Source organism: Pseudomonas sp. LBUM1658, assembly GCF_059716055.1.
Genome location: NZ_CP166798.1, coordinates 1,613,637 through 1,632,836, shown reverse-complemented (window position 1 = coordinate 1,632,836; position 19,200 = coordinate 1,613,637). Strand labels below are relative to the sequence as shown.

The 19,200-nt window shown below is 59.3% G+C and carries 14 protein-coding genes; 5 read left to right on the top strand and 9 right to left on the bottom strand.

Annotation, left to right across the window (positions count from 1 at the left end; genetic code table 11):
• Positions 1-8 precede the first annotated feature (8 nt).
• The 4 genes from pheA to mtnA form a co-directional block, all read right to left on the bottom strand.
• Complete coding sequence (pheA, locus tag ACA064_RS07510; RefSeq protein WP_497672806.1) at positions 9-1,103, bottom strand: prephenate dehydratase; 1,095 nt, start codon at positions 1,101-1,103, stop codon at positions 9-11.
• On the bottom strand, positions 1,103-2,188 hold the full coding sequence (gene serC, locus ACA064_RS07505) for a 3-phosphoserine/phosphohydroxythreonine transaminase (RefSeq protein WP_497672805.1): 1,086 nt from the start codon (positions 2,186-2,188) through the stop codon (positions 1,103-1,105). The genes pheA and serC overlap by 1 nt, the downstream gene beginning before the upstream one ends.
• Before the next feature lie 334 nt (positions 2,189-2,522).
• Positions 2,523-5,186, bottom strand: a complete 2,664-nt coding sequence (gyrA, locus tag ACA064_RS07500) for a DNA gyrase subunit A (RefSeq protein WP_497672804.1) — start codon at positions 5,184-5,186, stop codon at positions 2,523-2,525.
• A gap of 433 nt (positions 5,187-5,619) precedes the next feature.
• On the bottom strand, positions 5,620-6,696 hold the full coding sequence (gene mtnA / locus ACA064_RS07495) for an S-methyl-5-thioribose-1-phosphate isomerase (RefSeq protein WP_497672803.1): 1,077 nt from the start codon (positions 6,694-6,696) through the stop codon (positions 5,620-5,622).
• A gap of 108 nt (positions 6,697-6,804) precedes the next feature.
• Here mtnA and ACA064_RS07490 point away from each other — a divergent pair, with 108 nt between their 5' ends.
• From ACA064_RS07490 to ACA064_RS07470, 5 genes are all read left to right on the top strand, one after another.
• Positions 6,805-8,136, top strand: a complete 1,332-nt coding sequence (locus ACA064_RS07490; RefSeq protein WP_497672802.1) for a TRZ/ATZ family hydrolase — start codon at positions 6,805-6,807, stop codon at positions 8,134-8,136.
• Positions 8,137-8,202: 66 nt separating this feature from the next.
• A complete protein-coding gene (gene ubiG / locus ACA064_RS07485; protein ID WP_150640208.1) occupies positions 8,203-8,901 on the top strand; it encodes a bifunctional 2-polyprenyl-6-hydroxyphenol methylase/3-demethylubiquinol 3-O-methyltransferase UbiG in 699 nt (232 codons plus the stop codon).
• 4 nt (positions 8,902-8,905) lie between these two features.
• Positions 8,906-9,577 carry an N-acetylmuramic acid 6-phosphate phosphatase MupP gene (mupP, locus tag ACA064_RS07480; RefSeq protein WP_497672801.1) on the top strand — a complete coding sequence of 224 codons (672 nt, stop codon included), beginning with the start codon at positions 8,906-8,908 and terminating at the stop codon, positions 9,575-9,577.
• Between the two features lie 147 nt (positions 9,578-9,724).
• Complete coding sequence (locus ACA064_RS07475) at positions 9,725-10,465, top strand: YciK family oxidoreductase (protein ID WP_497672800.1); 741 nt, start codon at positions 9,725-9,727, stop codon at positions 10,463-10,465.
• 365 nt (positions 10,466-10,830) lie between these two features.
• Positions 10,831-11,757 carry a GGDEF domain-containing protein gene (locus ACA064_RS07470; protein WP_497672799.1) on the top strand — a complete coding sequence of 309 codons (927 nt, stop codon included), beginning with the start codon at positions 10,831-10,833 and terminating at the stop codon, positions 11,755-11,757.
• 474 nt (positions 11,758-12,231) lie between these two features.
• Here the strand turns inward: ACA064_RS07470 and ACA064_RS07465 are convergent, their stop codons facing one another.
• The 5 genes from ACA064_RS07465 to trhO all read right to left on the bottom strand — a co-directional run bounded on the left by ACA064_RS07465 (position 12,232) and on the right by trhO (position 19,130).
• Entirely contained in the window at positions 12,232-12,993 is a 762-nt protein-coding gene (locus ACA064_RS07465; RefSeq protein ID WP_497674188.1) for an iron-containing redox enzyme family protein, read from the bottom strand.
• Positions 12,994-13,071: 78 nt separating this feature from the next.
• The gene (locus tag ACA064_RS07460) at positions 13,072-15,531 is read right to left on the bottom strand and encodes an EAL domain-containing protein (protein ID WP_497672798.1); all 2,460 of its coding nucleotides are present in this window, start codon (positions 15,529-15,531) and stop codon (positions 13,072-13,074) included.
• A 199-nt stretch (positions 15,532-15,730) separates the two neighbouring features.
• Positions 15,731-17,557 (bottom strand): ABC transporter ATP-binding protein, encoded by a 1,827-nt coding sequence (locus ACA064_RS07455; protein WP_497672797.1) that lies wholly within the window; start codon positions 17,555-17,557, stop codon positions 15,731-15,733.
• Positions 17,550-18,152 (bottom strand): DsbA family protein, encoded by a 603-nt coding sequence (locus tag ACA064_RS07450; protein ID WP_497674187.1) that lies wholly within the window; start codon positions 18,150-18,152, stop codon positions 17,550-17,552. Before ACA064_RS07450 ends, ACA064_RS07455 begins: the two co-directional genes overlap by 8 nt.
• A 36-nt stretch (positions 18,153-18,188) precedes the next feature.
• The gene (gene trhO, locus ACA064_RS07445) at positions 18,189-19,130 is read right to left on the bottom strand and encodes an oxygen-dependent tRNA uridine(34) hydroxylase TrhO (RefSeq protein WP_497672796.1); all 942 of its coding nucleotides are present in this window, start codon (positions 19,128-19,130) and stop codon (positions 18,189-18,191) included.
• Positions 19,131-19,200: the final 70 nt, after the last annotated feature.

The following is a 19,200-nucleotide window of genomic DNA, read 5'->3' as shown; positions in this document are numbered from 1 at the left end:
TCTAAGCCTCAGAGAACCGCTTTCGGGTAGGAACCCAGCACCTTGAGTGCCACTGCTTCCTGACTGATCTTCTCCAGCACACCTTTGACCAGCGGGTCGCGGTGATGGCCGACGAAGTCGATGAAGAACACATAGGTCCATTTGCCGCTGCGCGAAGGCCGGGTTTCGATCCGCGTCAGGTCGATGCCATTGTCGTGGAACGGCACCAACAGCTCGTGAAGCGCGCCGGGCTTGTTGCTCATGGAGACGATGATCGAGGTCTTGTCGTCGCCGGTCGGCGGTACTTCCTGGCTGCCAATCATCAAGAAACGCGTGGAGTTGTCCGGACGGTCCTCGATTTTCTCGGCCAGACGGGTCAAGCCATAAAGCTCGGCCGCCATATCGCCGGCAATCGCCGCCGAGTTCCACTCACCCTTGACCCGCTTGGCCGCTTCGGCGTTGCTGGACACCGCCACGCGCTCGACATTCGGGTAATGGGCGTCCAGCCACTTGCGGCACTGGGCCAGCGACTGGGCGTGGGAATAGATACGGCTGATGCTGTCGGTCTTGGTATTTTCACCGACCAACAGGTGATGGTGGATCCGCAGCTCGACTTCGCCACAGATCACCATGTCGTGCTCGAGGAAGCTGTCGAGGGTGTGGTTGACCGCGCCCTCGGTGGAGTTTTCCACCGGGACCACGCCAAAGTTCACCGCACCGGCCGCCACTTCACGGAACACTTCATCGATCGCCGCCATTGGCTTGGAGATCACCGCATGCCCGAAGTGTTTCAGGGCCGCAGCCTGGGTGAAGGTGCCTTCCGGACCGAGGTAAGCCACTTTCAGCGGTTGCTCCAGGGCCAGGCAGGAAGACATGATTTCACGGAACAACCGCGCCATCTCTTCGTTGCCCAACGGACCCTGGTTGCGCTCCATGACACGCTTGAGCACCTGGGCTTCACGCTCAGGACGATAGAACACCGGCACTTCGCCTTCGGCCAGCGAAGCCATCTTGACTCGTGCGACTTCCTGGGCGCAGCGCGCGCGCTCACTGATCAGCTCGAGGACCTTTTCGTCCAGGCTATCAATACGCAGGCGCAGTGCCTTGAGTTCTTGCTCGGACATTAACCGTGTTCCTTCTCGAACTCTGCCATGTAGGCCACCAGCGCGTTGACCGCGACGATGTCTACGGCGTTGTAGATAGAGGCACGCATGCCACCTACCGAACGGTGACCCTTGAGGTTCAACAGGCCGCGTTCCTCGGCGCCCGCCAGGAACGGCTTGTCCAGGCGATCGTCAGCCAGGCGGAACGGCACGTTCATCCACGAGCGGTCGGACTTGTTGATCGGGTTGCTGTAGAGGCCGCTGGCGTCGATGAAGCCATACAGCGTGCGCTGTTTGACGTCATTGAGCTTGCCGATGGCTTCTACACCACCTTGCTCTTTCAGCCACTCGAACACCAGCCCGGACAGGTACCAGGCCAGCGTTGGCGGAGTGTTGTACATGGAGCCGTTGTCGGCCGCGACCTTGTAGTCGAGCATGGTCGGGCAGATCGAACGGGCGCGACCCAGCAGGTCTTCGCGAATGATAGTGACGACGAGACCGCTCGGACCGATGTTCTTCTGGGCGCCGGCGTAGATCATGCCGAAGCGCGAGATATCCACCGGGCGCGACAGGATGTCCGAAGACATGTCGGCAACCAGCGGCACATCGCCGGTTTCCGGGATCCACTGGAATTCCAGGCCGCCGATGGTTTCGTTCGGCGCGTAATGCACGTAGGCCGCGTCTTGCGACAGCTTCCATTCGTTCTGGCCGGGAATCGCGTAATAGTCGTAAGGCTTGGCCGTGGCCGCGACATTGACGGTGCCGAAGCGTGAAGCTTCGTCAATGGCTTTCTGCGACCAGATACCGGTGTCGATATAGTCGGCCTTGCCGGTTTCCGGCAACAGGTTCAGCGGAATCTGGGCAAATTGCTGGCTGGCGCCGCCTTGCAGAAACAGCACTTTATAGTTCGAGGGGATATCCAGCAGATCACGCAGATCCTGCTCGGCCTTGGTCGCAATGGACACGAACTCATCACTGCGATGGCTCATTTCCATGACGGACAGGCCCTTGCCATGCCAATCGAGGAGTTCACCCTGCGCGCGCTGCAGGACAGATTCAGGAAGCGCCGCGGGACCGGCACAGAAGTTATAGGCTCTCTTGCTCACATCCAATCTCGCTCTGATTTGGTGGGATCACGCAATAAATCATCGATCGACATGGGGCCCAATCTTCGAGATGGGACCCAATCACTGTGGGAGCGAGCTTGTGTGGCGAGGGGGCTTGCCCCCGTTCGATTGCGAAGCAATCGCAAAACCGGTCACGGCGTTTCTAATGCAAAATTGCGGTGACTGGCTTTAGGGGCGCTTCGCACCCCAACGGGGGCAAGCCCCCTCACCACACAAGCTCGCTCCCACATTTGATCTCCATGGGTGTCGAAATATTCACACGGGACAAATAACAAGGGGGGAGAATTTTCATCCGCCCCCCTTGCGTGTCCGTTTACTCCTGCGGTTCTTCGTCAGCCGCGGCATCGAGTTGTTGATCTTCAACAACATCATCGATGACTACACCGCCCTCAAACTCAGCGCGCTCTTCGCCCTCTTCGCCTTCCAGCTCTTCGCCTTCGACTTCGGACGGCTCCTGAACACGCTCCAGGCCGACCAGTTTTTCGTCGCTGGCCAGCTTGATCAGGGTCACGCCCTGGGTGTTGCGGCCGAGGCTGGAAACTTCGCTGACACGGGTACGAACCAGAGTGCCCTGGTCGGAAATCAGCATGATTTCCTCGCCGTCGAGCACCTGTACCGCACCGACCAGACGGCCGTTGCGATCGTTGCTGACCATGGCGATAACGCCCTGACCGCCACGCTTGTACTCAGGGAACTCGGTGATCGCCGTGCGCTTGCCATAACCACGCGCCGAAGCGGTGAGGATCTGGCTGCCTTCTTCCGGGATCAGCATGGAAATCAGCTTCTGCCCTTCCGGCAGACGCATGCCACGCACACCGCGAGCGGTACGGCCCATGGCGCGAACGTCGGACTCTTTGAAGCGGGTGACCTTGCCGCCGTCGGAGAACAGCATGACTTCGCGCTCGCCATCGGTGATGGCCGCGGAAATCAGTACGTCGCCTTCGTCCAGCTCCAGGGCGATCAGACCGACGCTGCGTTGGCGGCTGAATTGCTCCAGCGGAGTCTTCTTCACGGTACCGTCAGCGGTGGCCATGAAGATGAAGTGGCCTTCGGTGTACTCGTCGACCGGCAGCATGGTGGTGATGTATTCACCCTCACCCAGCGGCAGCAGGTTGACCAACGGACGACCACGGGCAGCGCGGGACGCTTCCGGAATTTCGTAGGTTTTCAGCCAGTAGACCTTGCCCTTGCTGGAGAACAGCAACAGCGTGGTGTGGCTGTTGGCGACCAGCAGGTGAGCGATGTAGTCCTCATCCTTGACGCCGGTGGCCGATTTGCCTTTACCGCCACGACGCTGGGCCTGGTACGCAGCCAATGGCTGGGTCTTGGCGTAGCCACCGTGGGAGATGGTCACGACGCGCTCTTCTTCCGGGATCATGTCACCCAGGGTCAGGTCGAGACGGGCATCGAGGATTTCGGTGCGACGCACATCGCCGTACTCGGCACGAATGACTTCCAGTTCCTCGCGGATCACTTCCATCAAGCGCACTGCGCTGTTGAGGATGCGGATCAGCTCACCGATCTGGTTGAGGATTTCCTGGTATTCGGCCAGCAGTTTTTCGTGTTCCAGGCCGGTCAGACGGTGCAGACGCAGCTCCAGAATGGCTTGCGCCTGTTCTGGCGAGAGGAAGTACTTGCCTTCGCGCAGACCGTATTGCGGGTCGAGGTTGTCCGGACGGCAGGAATCGGCGCCGGCACGTTCGACCATCGCCACTACCGCGCTGGATTCCCAAGGGGTGCTGATCAGCGCTTCCTTGGCTTCCGACGGCGTTGGCGAAGCCTTGATCAGGGCGATGACCGGGTCGATGTTCGACAGCGCAACGGCCTGACCTTCGAGGATGTGGCCACGTTCGCGGGCTTTACGCAGTTCGAACACGGTACGCCGGGTCACGACTTCGCGACGGTGACGCACGAAGGCTTCCAGCAGGTCCTTGAGGTTAAGGATCCGCGGACGGCCGTCGATCAGCGCCACGATGTTGATGCCGAACACCGCTTGCAGCTGGGTCTGGGCGTAGAGGTTGTTGAGGATCACCTCAGGCACTTCGCCACGACGCAGCTCGATCACCACGCGCATACCGTCTTTGTCGGACTCGTCGCGCAGTTCGGTGATGCCTTCGAGCTTCTTCTCTTTGACCAGCTCGGCGATCTTCTCGATCAGCCGCGCCTTGTTCAGCTGGTAAGGCAGTTCGGTGATGACGATCTGCTGACGACCACCGACCTTGTCGATGTCTTCGATGATCGAGCGGGCACGCATGTAAATGCGCCCGCGACCGGTGCGGTAGGCTTCGATGATACCGGCGCGACCGTTGATGATCGCCGCCGTCGGGAAGTCCGGACCGGGGATGAATTGCATCAGCTCATCGATGGTCAGCTCGGGATTTTCGATGAGTGCCAGGCAACCGTCGATGACTTCACCGAGGTTGTGCGGCGGAATGTTGGTCGCCATGCCCACGGCGATACCGCTGGAGCCGTTGACCAACAGGTTGGGGATTCTGGTCGGCATGACCGCGGGGATCATTTCGGTGCCGTCGTAGTTCGGCACCCAGTCCACGGTTTCTTTGTGCAGGTCGGCCAGAAGCTCGTGCGCCAGCTTGCTCATGCGCACTTCGGTGTATCGCATGGCCGCGGCGTTGTCGCCATCGACCGAACCGAAGTTGCCCTGGCCGTCTACCAGCAGGTAGCGCAGGGAAAAAGGCTGGGCCATACGAACGATGGTGTCGTAGACCGCGGTATCACCGTGGGGGTGATACTTACCGATCACGTCACCGACAACACGGGCGGATTTCTTGTACGGCTTGTTCCAGTCGTTACTCAGCTCGCTCATCGCGAACAGTACGCGCCGGTGCACGGGCTTCAAGCCATCGCGCGCATCAGGCAGTGCCCGCCCGACAATTACGCTCATTGCGTAATCGAGGTAGGACTGCCTCATCTCGTCTTCGATATTGACCGGGATGATTTCTTTGGCCAGTTCGCCCATGAGAAGCCTGATTCCTTTTTCTGGTGAAACCTCGTCACATCCATATGGGACGAACGAAGCTCGTCGCTGCAGGCTGAGTGCCGTGCATCGACTTACGACAAATCAACGAGTTATGCCATGGATCTGCGCAGTAAAGGCAGCCACATCGGGCAACCCTGGAAACCGCCGGATGTTATCACAATCGCCGCCACGCACCTATCCCCCTGACGCGCATGGAGCATAGTTAGTTGACCGGTGACAGGCTGATAGGGGACGAGAGAAGCTTAGAGCCGGGTTGAATGAAGATTTTGGATCTTTTACTGATGATCCGGCGTTGTGAACACTGACCGTAGGAGCTGCCGAAGGCTGCGATCTTTTGAGGATCGACGCCGATTCGCCGGGAAGATCAAAAGATCGCAGCCTGCGGCAGCTCCTACGCCGTCCGCAGCACGCTTTAATGCAGGCGCTTACGACACATCAACTGCGCCATTTTCGCGGTATCCGGCCGTTCGACTATGCCTTTTTCGGTAATGATCGCATCGATCAGGTCGGCCGGGGTGACGTCGAACACCGGGTTGAACGCATCGACATCGGCCCCTACCCGCTTGCCGCCGACTTCCAGCAGTTCACTGCCAGCCCGCTCTTCGATGGGGATGTCATCGCCGCTGGCCAGGCTCATGTCGATGGTCGAGCTCGGCGCCACCACCATGAAGCGCACGCCGTGGTGCATGGCGCAGACCGCCAGCTGATAGGTGCCGATCTTGTTCGCCACATCGCCATTGGCAGTGATCCGGTCAGCGCCAACAATTACCCAGGTGACGCCCTTGGTTTTCATGATATGCGCAGCCGCCGAGTCGGCGTTCAGGGTGACCGGGATGCCTTCGTTGGCCAGCTCCCAGGCGGTCAGCCTTGAACCTTGCAGCCAGGGCCGGGTTTCGTCGGCGTAGACGCGCTCGACCATGCCTTCCAGCCAGGCGCCACGAATCACCCCCAGCGCGGTACCGAAGCCGCCGGTCGCCAGGGCGCCGGTGTTGCAATGGGTCAGGATCGCCTGGGCATTGCCCTGATGCTTGCGGATCAGGTCGACACCCAGCTGCGCCATGGTCAGATTGGCTTCGCGATCACTTTCATGAATCGCCACGGCCTCGGCCTCAAGCACCGCTAACGGATGAGCGTGATTTTTCAGGCGTTCCAGACGCTCGCGCATGCGGTTCAGCGCCCAGAACAGATTGACTGCCGTCGGCCGCGAATCCGCGAGCAAGGCAAAATCCTCTTCCAGGGCAGCCTGCCAGTCACCGCCGGCGGCAAAGCGTGTACGCGCCGCCAGTACCACCGCATAAGCTGCGCTGATGCCGATGGCCGGGGCGCCGCGCACCACCATCGAGCGAATGGCCTCGGCCACGCCGGCGGCGGTGGTGTAGGCGATCCAGCTTTCTTCGAACGGCAGAATGCGCTGATCAAGCAGATACAGGGCGCCGTCCCGCCAATCGATGGCCTTCACCTTCTCCGCAGCCAACAGTCGATCGCGCATGCCTCACCCCATACTCACTAACAAAAGCCGCCGATTATAGCGATCCCCCCGCGAAGACGCTCGGGTATACTTCGCCATCCTTTATAACAGCACCGGAAACTGCCCGAGATGCCGAACACCGCCGCCCCGCTCGACTTAGTATTGCTGCCGACCTGGTTGGTGCCAGTCGAGCCCGCCGGTGTGGTTCTCAAAGAGCATGGCCTGGGCATCCGTGACGGGCGTATTGTATTTATCGGCCCACGTGCCGAAGCCTTGAAGCTGAAGGCCGGCGAGGTCCGCGAACTGCCGGGCATACTGCTCAGCCCTGGCCTGATCAATGCGCACGGGCATGCGGCGATGACCCTGTTCCGCGGCCTGGCCGATGACTTGCCACTGATGACCTGGCTGGAACAGCACATCTGGCCGGCCGAAGCCAAGTGGGTCGATGAAGACTTTGTCCGCGACGGCACCGATCTGGCCATCGCCGAACAGCTGAAAGGCGGTATCACCTGTTTCTCCGACATGTATTTCTTCCCGAAAGTTGCCAGCGAACGGGTACATAACAGCGGTATTCGCGCGCAGATCGCCATTCCGATCCTCGATTTCCCGATTCCCGGCGCCAGCGATGCCGATGAGGCGATCCGCCAGGGCGTCGCGTTGTTCAGCGATCTCAAGCACCATCCGCGGATCAAGGTCGCCTTGGGCCCCCATGCCCCCTACACCGTCGGCGACGAGAACCTCGAGAAAATCCGGGTGATCGCCGAGGAACTGGACGTCTCGATTCATATGCACGTTCATGAAACCGCCTTTGAAGTGCAGCAATCGGTCGAGCAGCGCGGCGAGCGACCACTGGCCCGTCTGGGACGCCTGGGTTTGCTCGGGCCGCGCTTCCAGGCCGTGCACATGACGCAAATCAGCGATGAAGACCTGACTTTACTGGTAGAAAGTAACAGCAGCGTAATTCATTGCCCGGAATCGAACCTGAAACTGGCCAGCGGCTTCTGCCCGGTCGAGCGTTTGTGGCAGGCCGGGATCAATGTGGCGGTCGGCACCGACGGCGCGGCCAGCAACAATGACCTCGACCTGCTCGGCGAAACCCGCACCGCGGCGCTGCTGGCCAAGGCCGTCGCCGGCTCGGCAACCGCCCTGGATGCCCATCGCGCCTTGCGCATGGCCACGCTCAATGGCGCCCGGGCGCTGGGGCTGGAGAGCGAAATTGGCTCACTGGAAGTCGGCAAGGCCGCCGACCTGGTGGCCTTTGATCTCTCCGGCCTGGCGCAACAACCGGTTTATGACCCGGTCTCGCAGCTTATCTATGCCACCGGGCGGGATTGCGTGAAACACCTGTGGGTCGCCGGCAAGCAATTGCTTGACGACCGGCGCCTGACCCGCCTGGACGAACAACAGCTCTGCGCCACGGCCACAGCCTGGGGCGAACGCATCAGCGGCCACGGCCAATAGATAGAAAACCCTTGAGCCGCGGCTCAAGGCTGACCACAGAATTTATCAGCTTTAGAGGATGACCCCATGAGCAACGTCGACCACGCTGAAATCGCCAAATTCGAAGCCCTCGCCCATCGCTGGTGGGACCGTGAAAGCGAATTCAAACCGCTGCACGACATCAACCCGCTGCGGGTCAACTGGATTGACGAGCGGGTAAAACTGGCCGGCAAGAAGGTCCTCGACGTCGGTTGCGGCGGCGGCATCCTCAGCGAAGCCATGGCTCAGCGCGGCGCGACCGTCATGGGCATCGACATGGGTGAAGCGCCGCTGGCGGTGGCCCAGCTGCATCAACTGGAGTCCGGCGTCAGCGTCGACTATCGGCAGATCACCGCCGAAGGCCTGGCCGAGGAAATGCCCGAGCAATTCGACGTGATCACCTGCCTGGAAATGCTCGAGCACGTGCCGGACCCGTCCTCGGTGATCCGCGCGTGCTTTCGCATGGTCAAGCCCGGCGGCCAAGTGTTCTTCTCCACCATTAACCGCAATCCGAAGGCGTTTTTGTTCGCCATCGTCGGCGCCGAATACATCATGAAGCTGCTGCCGCGCGGCACCCATGACTTCAAGAAATTCATTCGCCCTTCCGAGCTTGGCGCCTGGAGCCGCTCGGCCGGGCTGTCGGTCAAGGACATCATCGGCTTGACCTACAACCCGTTGACCAAGCACTACAAGCTGGCGTCGGACGTTGACGTCAACTACATGATCCAGACCCTGCGAGAGGAATAAGCCCATGCGTATCAGAGCGGTTCTTTTTGACATGGATGGCACTCTGCTCGACACCGCACCGGACTTTATCGCCATCTGCCAGAGCATGCGTGCCGAGCGCGGCCTGGCGCCGATTTCCGACAAGCACATCCGCGACGAGATCTCCGGCGGCGCCCGGGCCATGGTGGCAGTGACCTTCTCGATGGACCCGGAATCACCGGGCTTCGAGGAACTGCGCCTGGAGTTTCTGGAGCGCTACCTGAAAGACTGCGCCGTCCACAGCAAATTGTTCGACGGCATGGCCGAACTGCTGGCCGACATCGAAAAGGCCAACCTGATCTGGGGCGTCGTGACCAACAAGCCGTTACGTTTCGCCGAACCGATCATGCAACAACTGGGGTTGGCCGAGCGTTCGGCCCTGCTGATTTGCCCGGATCATGTGAAGAACAGCAAGCCTGATCCCGAGCCGCTGACCCTCGCCTGCAAGATGCTCGACCTCGATCCGGCCAGTGTGCTGTTCGTCGGCGACGACCTGCGCGATATCGAATCGGGCCGCGATGCCGGCACCAAAACCGCCGCCGTGACTTACGGCTATATTCATCCGGACGACAACCCGAGGCATTGGGGCGCGGATGTGGTGGTCGATCATCCGCTGGAGTTGCGCAAGGTGCTGGATAGCGCGTTGTGTGGTTGCTGATTATTTCGAACGGCGCTGACAGCAAAAGATCGCAGGCTACGCCAGCTCCTACACCGATCGCGCACATCCTGTAGGAGCTGCCGAAGGCTGCGATCTTTTCGGGATCGCCTTCACGGTGCCTGTTTCTGAATTTTGTTGAGGTTTTTTATGTTTGATTACTCCGCCCGCCCTGAATTGCTCAAAGACCGGGTCATCCTGGTTACCGGTGCCGGCCGCGGCATTGGTGCTGCTGCCGCCAAAACCTTTGCCGCCCATGGCGCCACCGTGCTGCTGCTGGGCAAGACCGAAGCCAATCTGATCAAGGTCTACGACGAAATCGAAGCGGCCGGCTACCCACAGCCGGTGGTCATTCCATTCAACCTGGAAACCGCGCTGCCCCATCAGTACGACGAGTTGGCAGCGATGGTCGAAAGCGAATTCGGGCATCTCGATGGTTTGCTGCACAACGCTTCGATCATTGGTCCGCGCACGCCCATCGAGCAGCTGTCCGGCGAGAACTTCATGCGCGTGATGCAAGTCAACGTCAACGCCATGTTCATGCTGACCAGCACTCTGCTACCGCTGCTCAAGCTGTCGCAGGATGCCTCGGTGGTGTTCACTTCAAGCAGCGTCGGACGCAAAGGCCGCGCCTATTGGGGCGCCTATGGGGTGTCGAAGTTTGCCACCGAAGGCCTGATGCAAACCCTGGCCGATGAACTGGACACCGTCGCCCCGGTGCGCGCCAACAGCATCAACCCTGGCGCCACCCGCACCAGCATGCGCGCGCAGGCATACCCGGGCGAAAACCCGAACATCAATCCAGCGCCTGAAGAAATCATGCCGGTCTATCTGTACCTGATGGGCCCGGACAGCACCGGCATCAGCGGCCAGGCTTTCGACGCTCAGTAAAATCCCCCTCCCCAGCGCCGCGACGGAATACCGCCGCGGCGAATGCAATAAAGTCATATGGCCAGCTTTTCTGTCATAAAAATGCCGAAGCGCTATATATATGCGTCACCGTGTTAACCAACGACTTGAATTCAAACGATTTTTATTTAACTGAACCGAATGGCACGAATTTCGCTCTAACACTGCTCAGACACGCAGAGTGTTAGCGAAACGGGACTCGCCTGGACCGGGACTACACGGTAGGTAAAGCGGACTAAGCTCTACTCACTTGTCCTACGGGACTGATGGATCCGTATGACGCGCAGCCCGAAGCCGCTCTCACCCAGCCTGTAAGACAGCATTACGTGCTTAGGGGCTCACATCATATGAAATCACCTAGCCAGACCAACGCAATTGACTTCGATAGCGCCAAATTGCAACGCCTGGGCTTTGGTCAGCATTCTCCTCTTCTACAGCGTCCCGTCAGTCTTGCGCAATTGCGCCAGCAACTAAGCCTGCAACTGCAAACCAGTCTTGAGCCACAACGCATTCTCGGATTGTTCTTCCGCGAAATTAAGCGGCTTGTGCCGCTGGATGCCTTGAACTACCAGCACCAGGCCAGCGACTTGCGCCTGGAGTTCGGCCAGGGTGGGCACCACAGTGTGAGCTATAGCCTCAGCCACGAAGGCGAGCACTTGGGCGAACTGGTATTTCGGCGCAATCAACGCTTTAGCGAACAGGAGCTGGGCAACCTGGAGTCTCTGCTCTGCGCCCTGCTCTACCCGGTGCGCAATGCCTTGTTGTACCGGGCAGCGACTCAAAGCGCGCTGCGCGACCCGTTGACGGACACCGGCAACCGCATCGCCATGGATCAGACGCTGCAGCGGGAAATAGACCTGTCTCGCCGACATCTGCAGCCGCTTTCGCTGTTGATGCTGGATATCGACCACTTCAAGAAAATCAACGACAGCCACGGTCATCCCGCCGGTGACCAGGTGCTCAAGGCTGTAGCCGCCTCGATCAAGGGCCAGTTGCGCAATGTCGACATGGTGTTTCGATTCGGCGGTGAGGAGTTTCTGATCCTGCTTTCCAATACCGACCGAGAACCCGCAGCGCTGGTCGGCGAACGCCTGCGCCATGCGGCACAGGCTCAGAATTATTGGGCGGATGACGCGTCTGTCCAACTGACGGTAAGCCTCGGCTGCTCAACGCTGTTACCCGCAGAGTCAGCCGAAAGCCTGTTGCGCCGAGCTGACAGCGCGTTGTACGTGGCAAAACGCCAAGGCCGCAATCAACTGGCGATGGCGGGCTGAAGATCAAAAGATCGCAGCCTGCGGCAGCTCCTACGGGGGATTGCGGACACCCACGATATTGCAGGTGCCTGCGATCTTTTCGGCGGACGCCACAATCGCCAAGATCAAAAGATCGCAGCCTGCGGCAGCTCCTACGGGGAGTTGCGGACACCCACGACATTGCAGGTGCATGCGGTCGGCGTAGGAGCTGGCGAAGCCTGCGATCTTTTCGGCGGACACCACCATGCCAAGATCAAAAGATCGCAGCCTGCGGCAGCTCCTACGGGGGATTGCGGACACCCACGACATTGCAGGTGCATGCGATCTTTTCGGCGGGCACCACCATCGCCAAGATCAAAAGATCGCAGCCTGCGGCAGCTCCTACGGGGGATTGCGGACACCCACGACATTGCAGGTGCCTGCGATCTTTTCGGCGGACACCACCATCGCCAAGATCAAAAGATCGCAGCCTGCGGCAGCTCCTGCGGGGGATTGTCAGCTCTCGGCCATTGCCATGTGCCCACGGCTTACCGAGACCTTTTCCGAGTGCTCCATCTGTATGCACCGTTCCAGGAACAGGAACATGTAGTCGTAACTCTTGCAAACTGCCTGACGCAACTCGGTCTGCAGCGCCTGGCTTGGGTTCGTACCCGCCAGCGTGCAGATGATTTCCAGCGCTTCCCAGGGATGGGCATCATCGTATTGGGCATGCATTTTCAGCCATTTCATCGCCCGTTTGCGGTCTTCCTCCGGGAAAGCCGCCGCATAAATGCCACTGGAGCAGACCAGTGCCGACCACTCGCCGGTCGCGCCCTCGATGGCATAGTTGGTCGCGGCAATCGCCACGATCAGCGAATCCGCCGAACTGGTATGCCAGCACCAATGGCTCAGGGCATGAAGCTCCGCGGGGACTTTTTGCGCCTGTAAATCTTCCAGGCTGACGCCGTGCGCACGGCTCCAGTGCACCCAGTAGTCGGCGTGATTGAGTTCTACACGAATGTTACGCATCAGCCAGCGGCGCGCCATGTCTTCGCCGGGGTGGCGTGCAAAGCGGGTTTTGGTCAGGTTTTGCGCCATGTACAAGGCGAACTGTTCAACAACTGGCCAGCCACCGATCAGGTACTGGCGTATGGTTTTGGTGCTGAGCTTGTTATCACGCATGCGCTGATACAGTTCGTGCTCAACCACCCGACGTTTGCTCTCGCTGCAATCCCGGATCAGTTTCTGCGCCCAGGCGGGGTAACTTGCGGCTTCCATAAGCGGGCCGGTTCTGTTGAATGTGTCGATCACTGTCGAACTCCTTTTGATTGTGATTGTACTGATCGGCAGAAGATTTCAACGGAACGTGCCGGGCACCTTGAACAACAAGGGTTGTGGTCGTGCAGGCCGACAATGCAGGCTGTCACAGGTAAACAATTGCGGGCGTTGGATAATGTACCCTTGAGCATAATCCACGCCGATTTCCAGCAAGGCCTGCTCAATCTGAGGGGTTTCAACAAACTCGGCAATGGTGCGCTTACCCATGACATGACCGATGTGATTGATCACTTCGACCATGGCGCGGTTAATCGGGTCGTCCAGCATGTCCTTTACGAAACTTCCATCGATCTTCAAGAAGTCTACAGGCAAATGTTTCAGATATGCGAACGAGGACATGCCGGCGCAGAAGTCATCCAGCGAAAAATGACAACCTAACCCTTTGAGTTCATTGATAAATCTTATTGCACTCCCCAGATTTGAAATGGCGCTGGTTTCTGTGATCTCAAAACAAATCATCTCAGGCGGGACAGCGTAGGAAATGAACTGCTGACGCAGGAAGTCCAGAAAGTCATCATCTCCGATAGTAATACCTGACAGATTTATCGCACACATTGCCATTGGCCCGTCGCGCCCTTCGGCGATACCTTGGGCAATGATCTTGAATACGTTCTGTACCACCCACCGATCCAGCGATGTCATCAACCCGTAACGCTCGGCGGCGGGAATGAAACTGTTGGGCAGAATCATCCGCCCCGATTCGTCATGCAGGCGCAGCAGTATTTCGATATGCCCGCCGCCACGCGGCGTCTGACCCAGGGCAGCGATTTCCTGGAAATATAAACAGAAGCGGTTTTCCTCGAGCGCCATGTGCAGTCGCTGTACCCAGGCCATCTCGCCAAAACGCAGGGACAACTCCGTATCGTCGGCATGGTAGACCTGCACCCGATTGCGCCCTTTCTCCTTGGCCATGTAGCAGGCCATGTCGGCGGCACGCAATAACGCTTCCAGGGTGGTGGGGGTTTGCGCGACATGAACCAGGCCGATGCTGATGGTGGTCACGAAAGGCCGGCCTTTCCACACGAAATGGAGGTTCTGCACGGTTTGACGCAACACTTCGGCGATTTTCTCCCCGGCTTCCGGCGGGCAGTTCTCAAGCAGAATGCCAAATTCGTCCCCGCCCAACCGGGCCAGGGTATCGCCTTCGCGCAGGCCCGATTGCAGCAAGGCGCAGATATGCCGCAGCAACTCATCACCGGCAGCATGGCCGCAGGTGTCATTGACCAGCTTGAACTGATCAAGGTCGAGAAACATCAAGGAATGACGCCCCGACTGGCGGGTCAGGTTGTGCAGCGCCTGTTCGAGGCGATATTCGAACTCGCGACGATTGGCCAGACCGGTCAGCGCATCGTGAGTCGCCTGCCATGAAAGGTTGGCAATGTACTGCCGCTCCTGAGTCATGTCGTGCAGCACCAGCACCGCGCCACTGACCTTGCCCGCATTGCGGATCGGCGCGCCCACCAGGGTGACCGAGACCGTACTGCCATCCAGGCGCTGAATCAGCTTCGAATGCTCGCTGCCGCCACTGAGTTGACCGCTCAGAATCCGCTCGATGAGCGTAAAACCGTCAGTCTGGGCGTTCTCATCCAAAAGATTGAACAGTGCCGCCAGCGGCAAGCCAGTGGCCTGCTCGGCTTTCCAGTGGGTCAGCTCTTCCGCCGCGGGGTTCATATAAGCGATCGCACCCTCCACATTGGTGGTGATGACCCCATCACCGATGGACTGCAGCGTGATTTGCGCCCGCTCTTTTTCCAGCTGCAAAGCGTCGGCAAATGCATGGCGTTGGGTCAGCAACTTGTGTGTGCGCAGCAATGCCAGGGCGATCAGCCCCAGTGCGGTGGCCAGGTTGGTAATCAGCAGCAGCCGCAAAATCATCCGCGAGCCTTCGCCCAATGCATCGCTGAAGGCCTTGGCGGCAGGCGTCACCCCCTCGTTGATACCCAGTATCGAGGCTTTCCAACGCTGAACATCGGCTGCAGTGGCCTGATCACTGACGATCCCCTGGTGCATCTCATTGGCAACAGTATCGAGCTGTACCAGATAGTTATCACCGACAGTCCAGCGATCGATGGCTTCTTCCAGGTAACTGAAATGACGAAAGTTCAGGTACAACCAGATCAGGCTGGAGACGTCGTCCGCATGGTTGCCCCCCTTGAGGATGGCCATACGGGCGGCATCAAGGTCCGCAGGCTGACGATCCAGGGCGACTCGCAGGTCATGCCCGCTCAGCGGCACGTCAATGGCTTTCTGGTACTTGAGGAAAATCGTTTCGTCGCGACTGTCGGCATACAGGCTGAGGTAATAGATAGCGTCTTTCTGGCCCTTGGACCACAGACTTTCACCTGCAACATAGCCGCGCACTGCTGATAGCACGTACAAGCTGACGCCGCCGAGCAACGCCTGAAATAGCACAACGGCGATAAATGGCCAGACGATGCCCAACAACCGTGGTGTTCCGAGAGTCCGCTTTTGCTTCATGTCGTCCCTTGCATTAAGCACTGGCCAGATGAACACCCGAGTGAGTCTTGCTCCTAACAGCACAGACTAGGCTAATTTTCGGCAGTTCGAACTGCTGGATGAGCGGTTGAATAGATTTAATGACGATGGGTACTTCAGCGGCAAGCGCAACCTTTCTCCCTGTGAGTTCAAGCACTAAGCACAGAAGTGCAAACAAAATTCAAGGTCGCTGTACCTGCTGCAAATGCCCATAAAGCTTGGCATACAGGCCGCCATCGGCAATCAGTTGCTGATGGTCGCCGTCTTCTGCTATCTGCCCACCATCGAACACCAGTACCCGATCGGCCTGTTTCACCGCAGACAAGCGGTGAGCAATGATCAAGGTTGTCCGGCCATTGAGGAAGCGCGCCAGCGCCTGATGCAGGTTGTATTCGGTCGCCGCATCCAGCGCCGAGGTCGCCTCGTCGAGTATCACTACCTTAGGCTCGGCCAGGACCATCCGCGCTATGGCCAGACGCTGACGCTGCCCGCCCGACAAGCGCACCCCGGAGCGCCCGACGATGCTGTCCAGCCCTTGAGGCAAGGTTCTGATCGTGGCATCCAGTTGAGCGATTTCCAGCGCCTGCCAGCAGGCCTCGTCACTGCGTGAACGGCCCATGGTCAGGTTGGCCCGTACCGTATCGTTGAACAGTGCCGGGTGCTGCAGGACCACCGCAACGTTTTCGCGCACGGTTTCCAGACCGATCTCCTGCTGGGTCGAACCGCCGAAACGGATGCTCCCTGCCTGTGGCGTATACAGCCCCAGCAGCAGTTGCACCAGGGTACTTTTACCGCCGCCGCTGGCCCCGACTATCGCGACTTTTTCGCCGGGAGCAATGGACAGGTCCATCTGGTCCAGCACCAGTTCGTCGCTATAACCGAAGCTCAAACCGCGAACCTCGATGCCGACCGTCTCGCGGCCGTGGAACGGGTCGATGCCACCGGGGTATTGCGGCTCGTCGGCACGGGACAGCAATTCGTTGATCCGGGTCAGCGCCCCGCCCGCCGCGTAATAGGCGTATTGCAGATTGAGCAGCTGCTCGACCGGACCGATCATGAACCAGAGGTAGCTGAATACCGCCAGCATCTGACCGATCGACAGGTCAGAAAACAGCACGGTGAGCATGGCCGCCGCGCGGAAGATGTCGATCCCGAACTGGAACAGCAAACCGCTGGCCCGGCTGGAGGCATCGCTCTTCCATTGCGAGTTCACCGCATAATTGCGAACTTCCTGCGCTCGCAACCCCAGCCGTCCGAGGAAAAAGCCCTGACGATTGCCGGCGCGGACTTCCTGGATCGCATCGAGGGTTTCGGTGAGCGCCTGGGTAAACCGTGAAGTGCTGTCGTTCTCGAGTTTTTTCAGGTGTTTGACGCGTTTGCCCAACTGCACCGTGGCGTAGATCACCAGCGGATTGAACAGCAGAATCAATAGCGCCAGCTGCCAGTGCATCCAGACCAGGATCCCGGCAGTCCCGACCAGCGTCAGCATGGCCACCAGAAAACGGCTGAGGGTTTCGCCGACAAATTTATCGATGGTGTCCAGGTCAGTGACCAGATGGGTCGTTACTGTGCCGCTGCCCAGGCTTTCATACTCACCGAGGGAGATGCGCTTGAGTCGTTCGATCAGCCTGACGCGAATCCGATAGACAATGTCTTTGGCCAGCCCGGCGAACAAGCGTGCCTGCAGCACGTTGAACAGCAGCGCGCCACAACGCAGGGTCAGGGTGATCAACAGCATCAGGCCGATGTAGCCGGCGGCGCTTTGCCAGGCCTCGGGCAGTGCGTGGTTCATGACCTTCAGCGCAGCGTCGCCATGCCCCAGCAGCACTTCGTCCACCAGCAACGGCAAGAGCAAGGGAATCGGCACACTGCACAAGGTCGCCAGGACCGCGACCCCATTGGCAATCCACAGGGCTTTCTTATGGTGTAACGCCAAACGCCGGATTTCCGCCCAGCTCAGCCGATCGACCCGCTTGGGTTGTTCCCCGCCATCGGCCTGATCATGCACAGGCGGCACGCTCCAGCCAACGACCGAGCAACGGCGACAGCTCGTTGAGCGGTTGATAGCCATTGGTCAGCAGCGCCAATTGGCCATTGCGCTCGGCGAGCAAAGTCGGGAATCCGGCAATACCCAGATCCTGCACCCAGGTGAAATCCGCAGCGGTCGCCGCATGCTGGTCGGCGCGGTCAAAGGCTGCCGCGAACTCGATCCGCGGCAAGCCGGCTGCCTCGGCCAATTCCACCAGGACACTGGCATGGGTAACGTCGCGGCCCTCGACATAAAAGGCTTGCTGAATCAGCTTGAGCAGTTTCCAGGCACAGTCCGGCGCCAGGCTGCGCGCCGTCACCAGTGCCCGGCAGGCCGGCTCGGTGTCGTAGACAAAACCTTCGGGCAAGGCACCCTCGGTTTTGAACGGTTGGCCGGTGGCCTCGGTGACCGCCTGCCAATGTTCGAGGATGTAGCGCCGTGTAGTTGGCTCCAGCGCGGCGCCGCTGCCGGTCCTCAAGCCGCCCACCACCAGATGCAACTCGATACCTGAGGCTCGCGCCTGCTCTGCCAAGGCCTCGGCCACCGGAGCAAAGCCCCAGCACCAGGAACACATCGGGTCCATGACATAGAGCAGGCGTGCGGACATGGTTCAGGCCTCGGTGTTGGACTGGCGGTAGTTGAAGCCAATCGGATGTGGCAGGTTGCGGGCTTTCGCCAGCTCGATCTGTTTTTGCCGGTCAATGGCGCTGCGCCGGGTTTTCTCGCTTAGTTTATCCCAGCAATGCGGGCAACTGATGCCAGCCACATAGTGCTCGGAGGTGCGGTCTTCGACGCTGACAGGTGTACGACAGGCATGACATTGATCGTAGTCTCCTTCGCTGAGGTCGTGACGCACAGTGACCCGGTTATCGAAGACAAAGCAGTCGCCGCGCCATTGGCTTTCTTCCTGCGGCACCTCTTCGAGGTACTTCAGAATGCCGCCCTTGAGGTGATACACCTCGCCGAAACCCTGGCTGAGCATGTAGCTCGAAGCCTTTTCGCAACGGATGCCACCGGTGCAGAACATCGCGACTTTTTTGTGTCGGGCCGGATCGAAGTTGGCTTTGATGTAGTCCGGAAACTCGCGAAAACTGGTGGTTTTCGGGTCGACGGCGCCTTCGAAGGTGCCGATCGAGACTTCATAATCGTTGCGGGTATCGATCAACAATACTTCCGGATCGCTGATCAGTGCGTTCCAGTTCTGCGGATCGACATAGGTGCCGACCTGCTTGTTCGGGTCAACACCGTCAACGCCGAGGGTGACGATTTCTTTCTTGAGCTTGACCTTGGTCCGATAGAACGGCTGATCTTCACAGTACGACTCTTTGTGATCGATGTCGTCCATGCGTGGATCGTTCTTCAACCAGGCCATCAGCCCGTCGATGCCTTCACGGCTACCGGAAACGGTGCCGTTGATGCCTTCTTCAGCGATCAACAACGTGCCTTTGATGCCGTTATCGACCATCGCCTGCAGCAGTGGCTCGCGCAGGGCAACGTAATCTTCAAGGGTGACGAACTTATACAGTGCCGCCACGACAATGTTTTGTGTCATGGGTAATCTCCAGGTGGCTACCCTCGCAAAGGGTGAACCGGATGCAAAAAAAAACGCGCCGGCTAACTCA

Excerpts from the sequence above, each read along its gene's own strand:
- ACA064_RS07490 (WP_497672802.1), top strand. The coding sequence starts at position 6,805 with ATGCCGAACACCGCCGCCCCGCTCGACTTAGTATTGCTGCCGACCTGG.
- ACA064_RS07470 (WP_497672799.1), top strand. The coding sequence starts at position 10,831 with ATGAAATCACCTAGCCAGACCAACGCAATTGACTTCGATAGCGCCAAA.
- ACA064_RS07460 (WP_497672798.1), bottom strand. The coding sequence starts at position 15,531 with ATGAAGCAAAAGCGGACTCTCGGAACACCACGGTTGTTGGGCATCGTC.
- gyrA (WP_497672804.1), bottom strand. The coding sequence starts at position 5,186 with ATGGGCGAACTGGCCAAAGAAATCATCCCGGTCAATATCGAAGACGAG.
- ACA064_RS07465 (WP_497674188.1), bottom strand. The coding sequence starts at position 12,993 with ATGGAAGCCGCAAGTTACCCCGCCTGGGCGCAGAAACTGATCCGGGAT.
- mupP (WP_497672801.1), top strand. The coding sequence starts at position 8,906 with ATGCGTATCAGAGCGGTTCTTTTTGACATGGATGGCACTCTGCTCGAC.
- ACA064_RS07475 (WP_497672800.1), top strand. The coding sequence starts at position 9,725 with ATGTTTGATTACTCCGCCCGCCCTGAATTGCTCAAAGACCGGGTCATC.
- ACA064_RS07450 (WP_497674187.1), bottom strand. The coding sequence starts at position 18,152 with ATGTGTTCCTGGTGCTGGGGCTTTGCTCCGGTGGCCGAGGCCTTGGCA.
- mtnA (WP_497672803.1), bottom strand. The coding sequence starts at position 6,696 with ATGCGCGATCGACTGTTGGCTGCGGAGAAGGTGAAGGCCATCGATTGG.
- trhO (WP_497672796.1), bottom strand. The coding sequence starts at position 19,130 with ATGACACAAAACATTGTCGTGGCGGCACTGTATAAGTTCGTCACCCTT.
- ubiG (WP_150640208.1), top strand. The coding sequence starts at position 8,203 with ATGAGCAACGTCGACCACGCTGAAATCGCCAAATTCGAAGCCCTCGCC.
- pheA (WP_497672806.1), bottom strand. The coding sequence starts at position 1,103 with ATGTCCGAGCAAGAACTCAAGGCACTGCGCCTGCGTATTGATAGCCTG.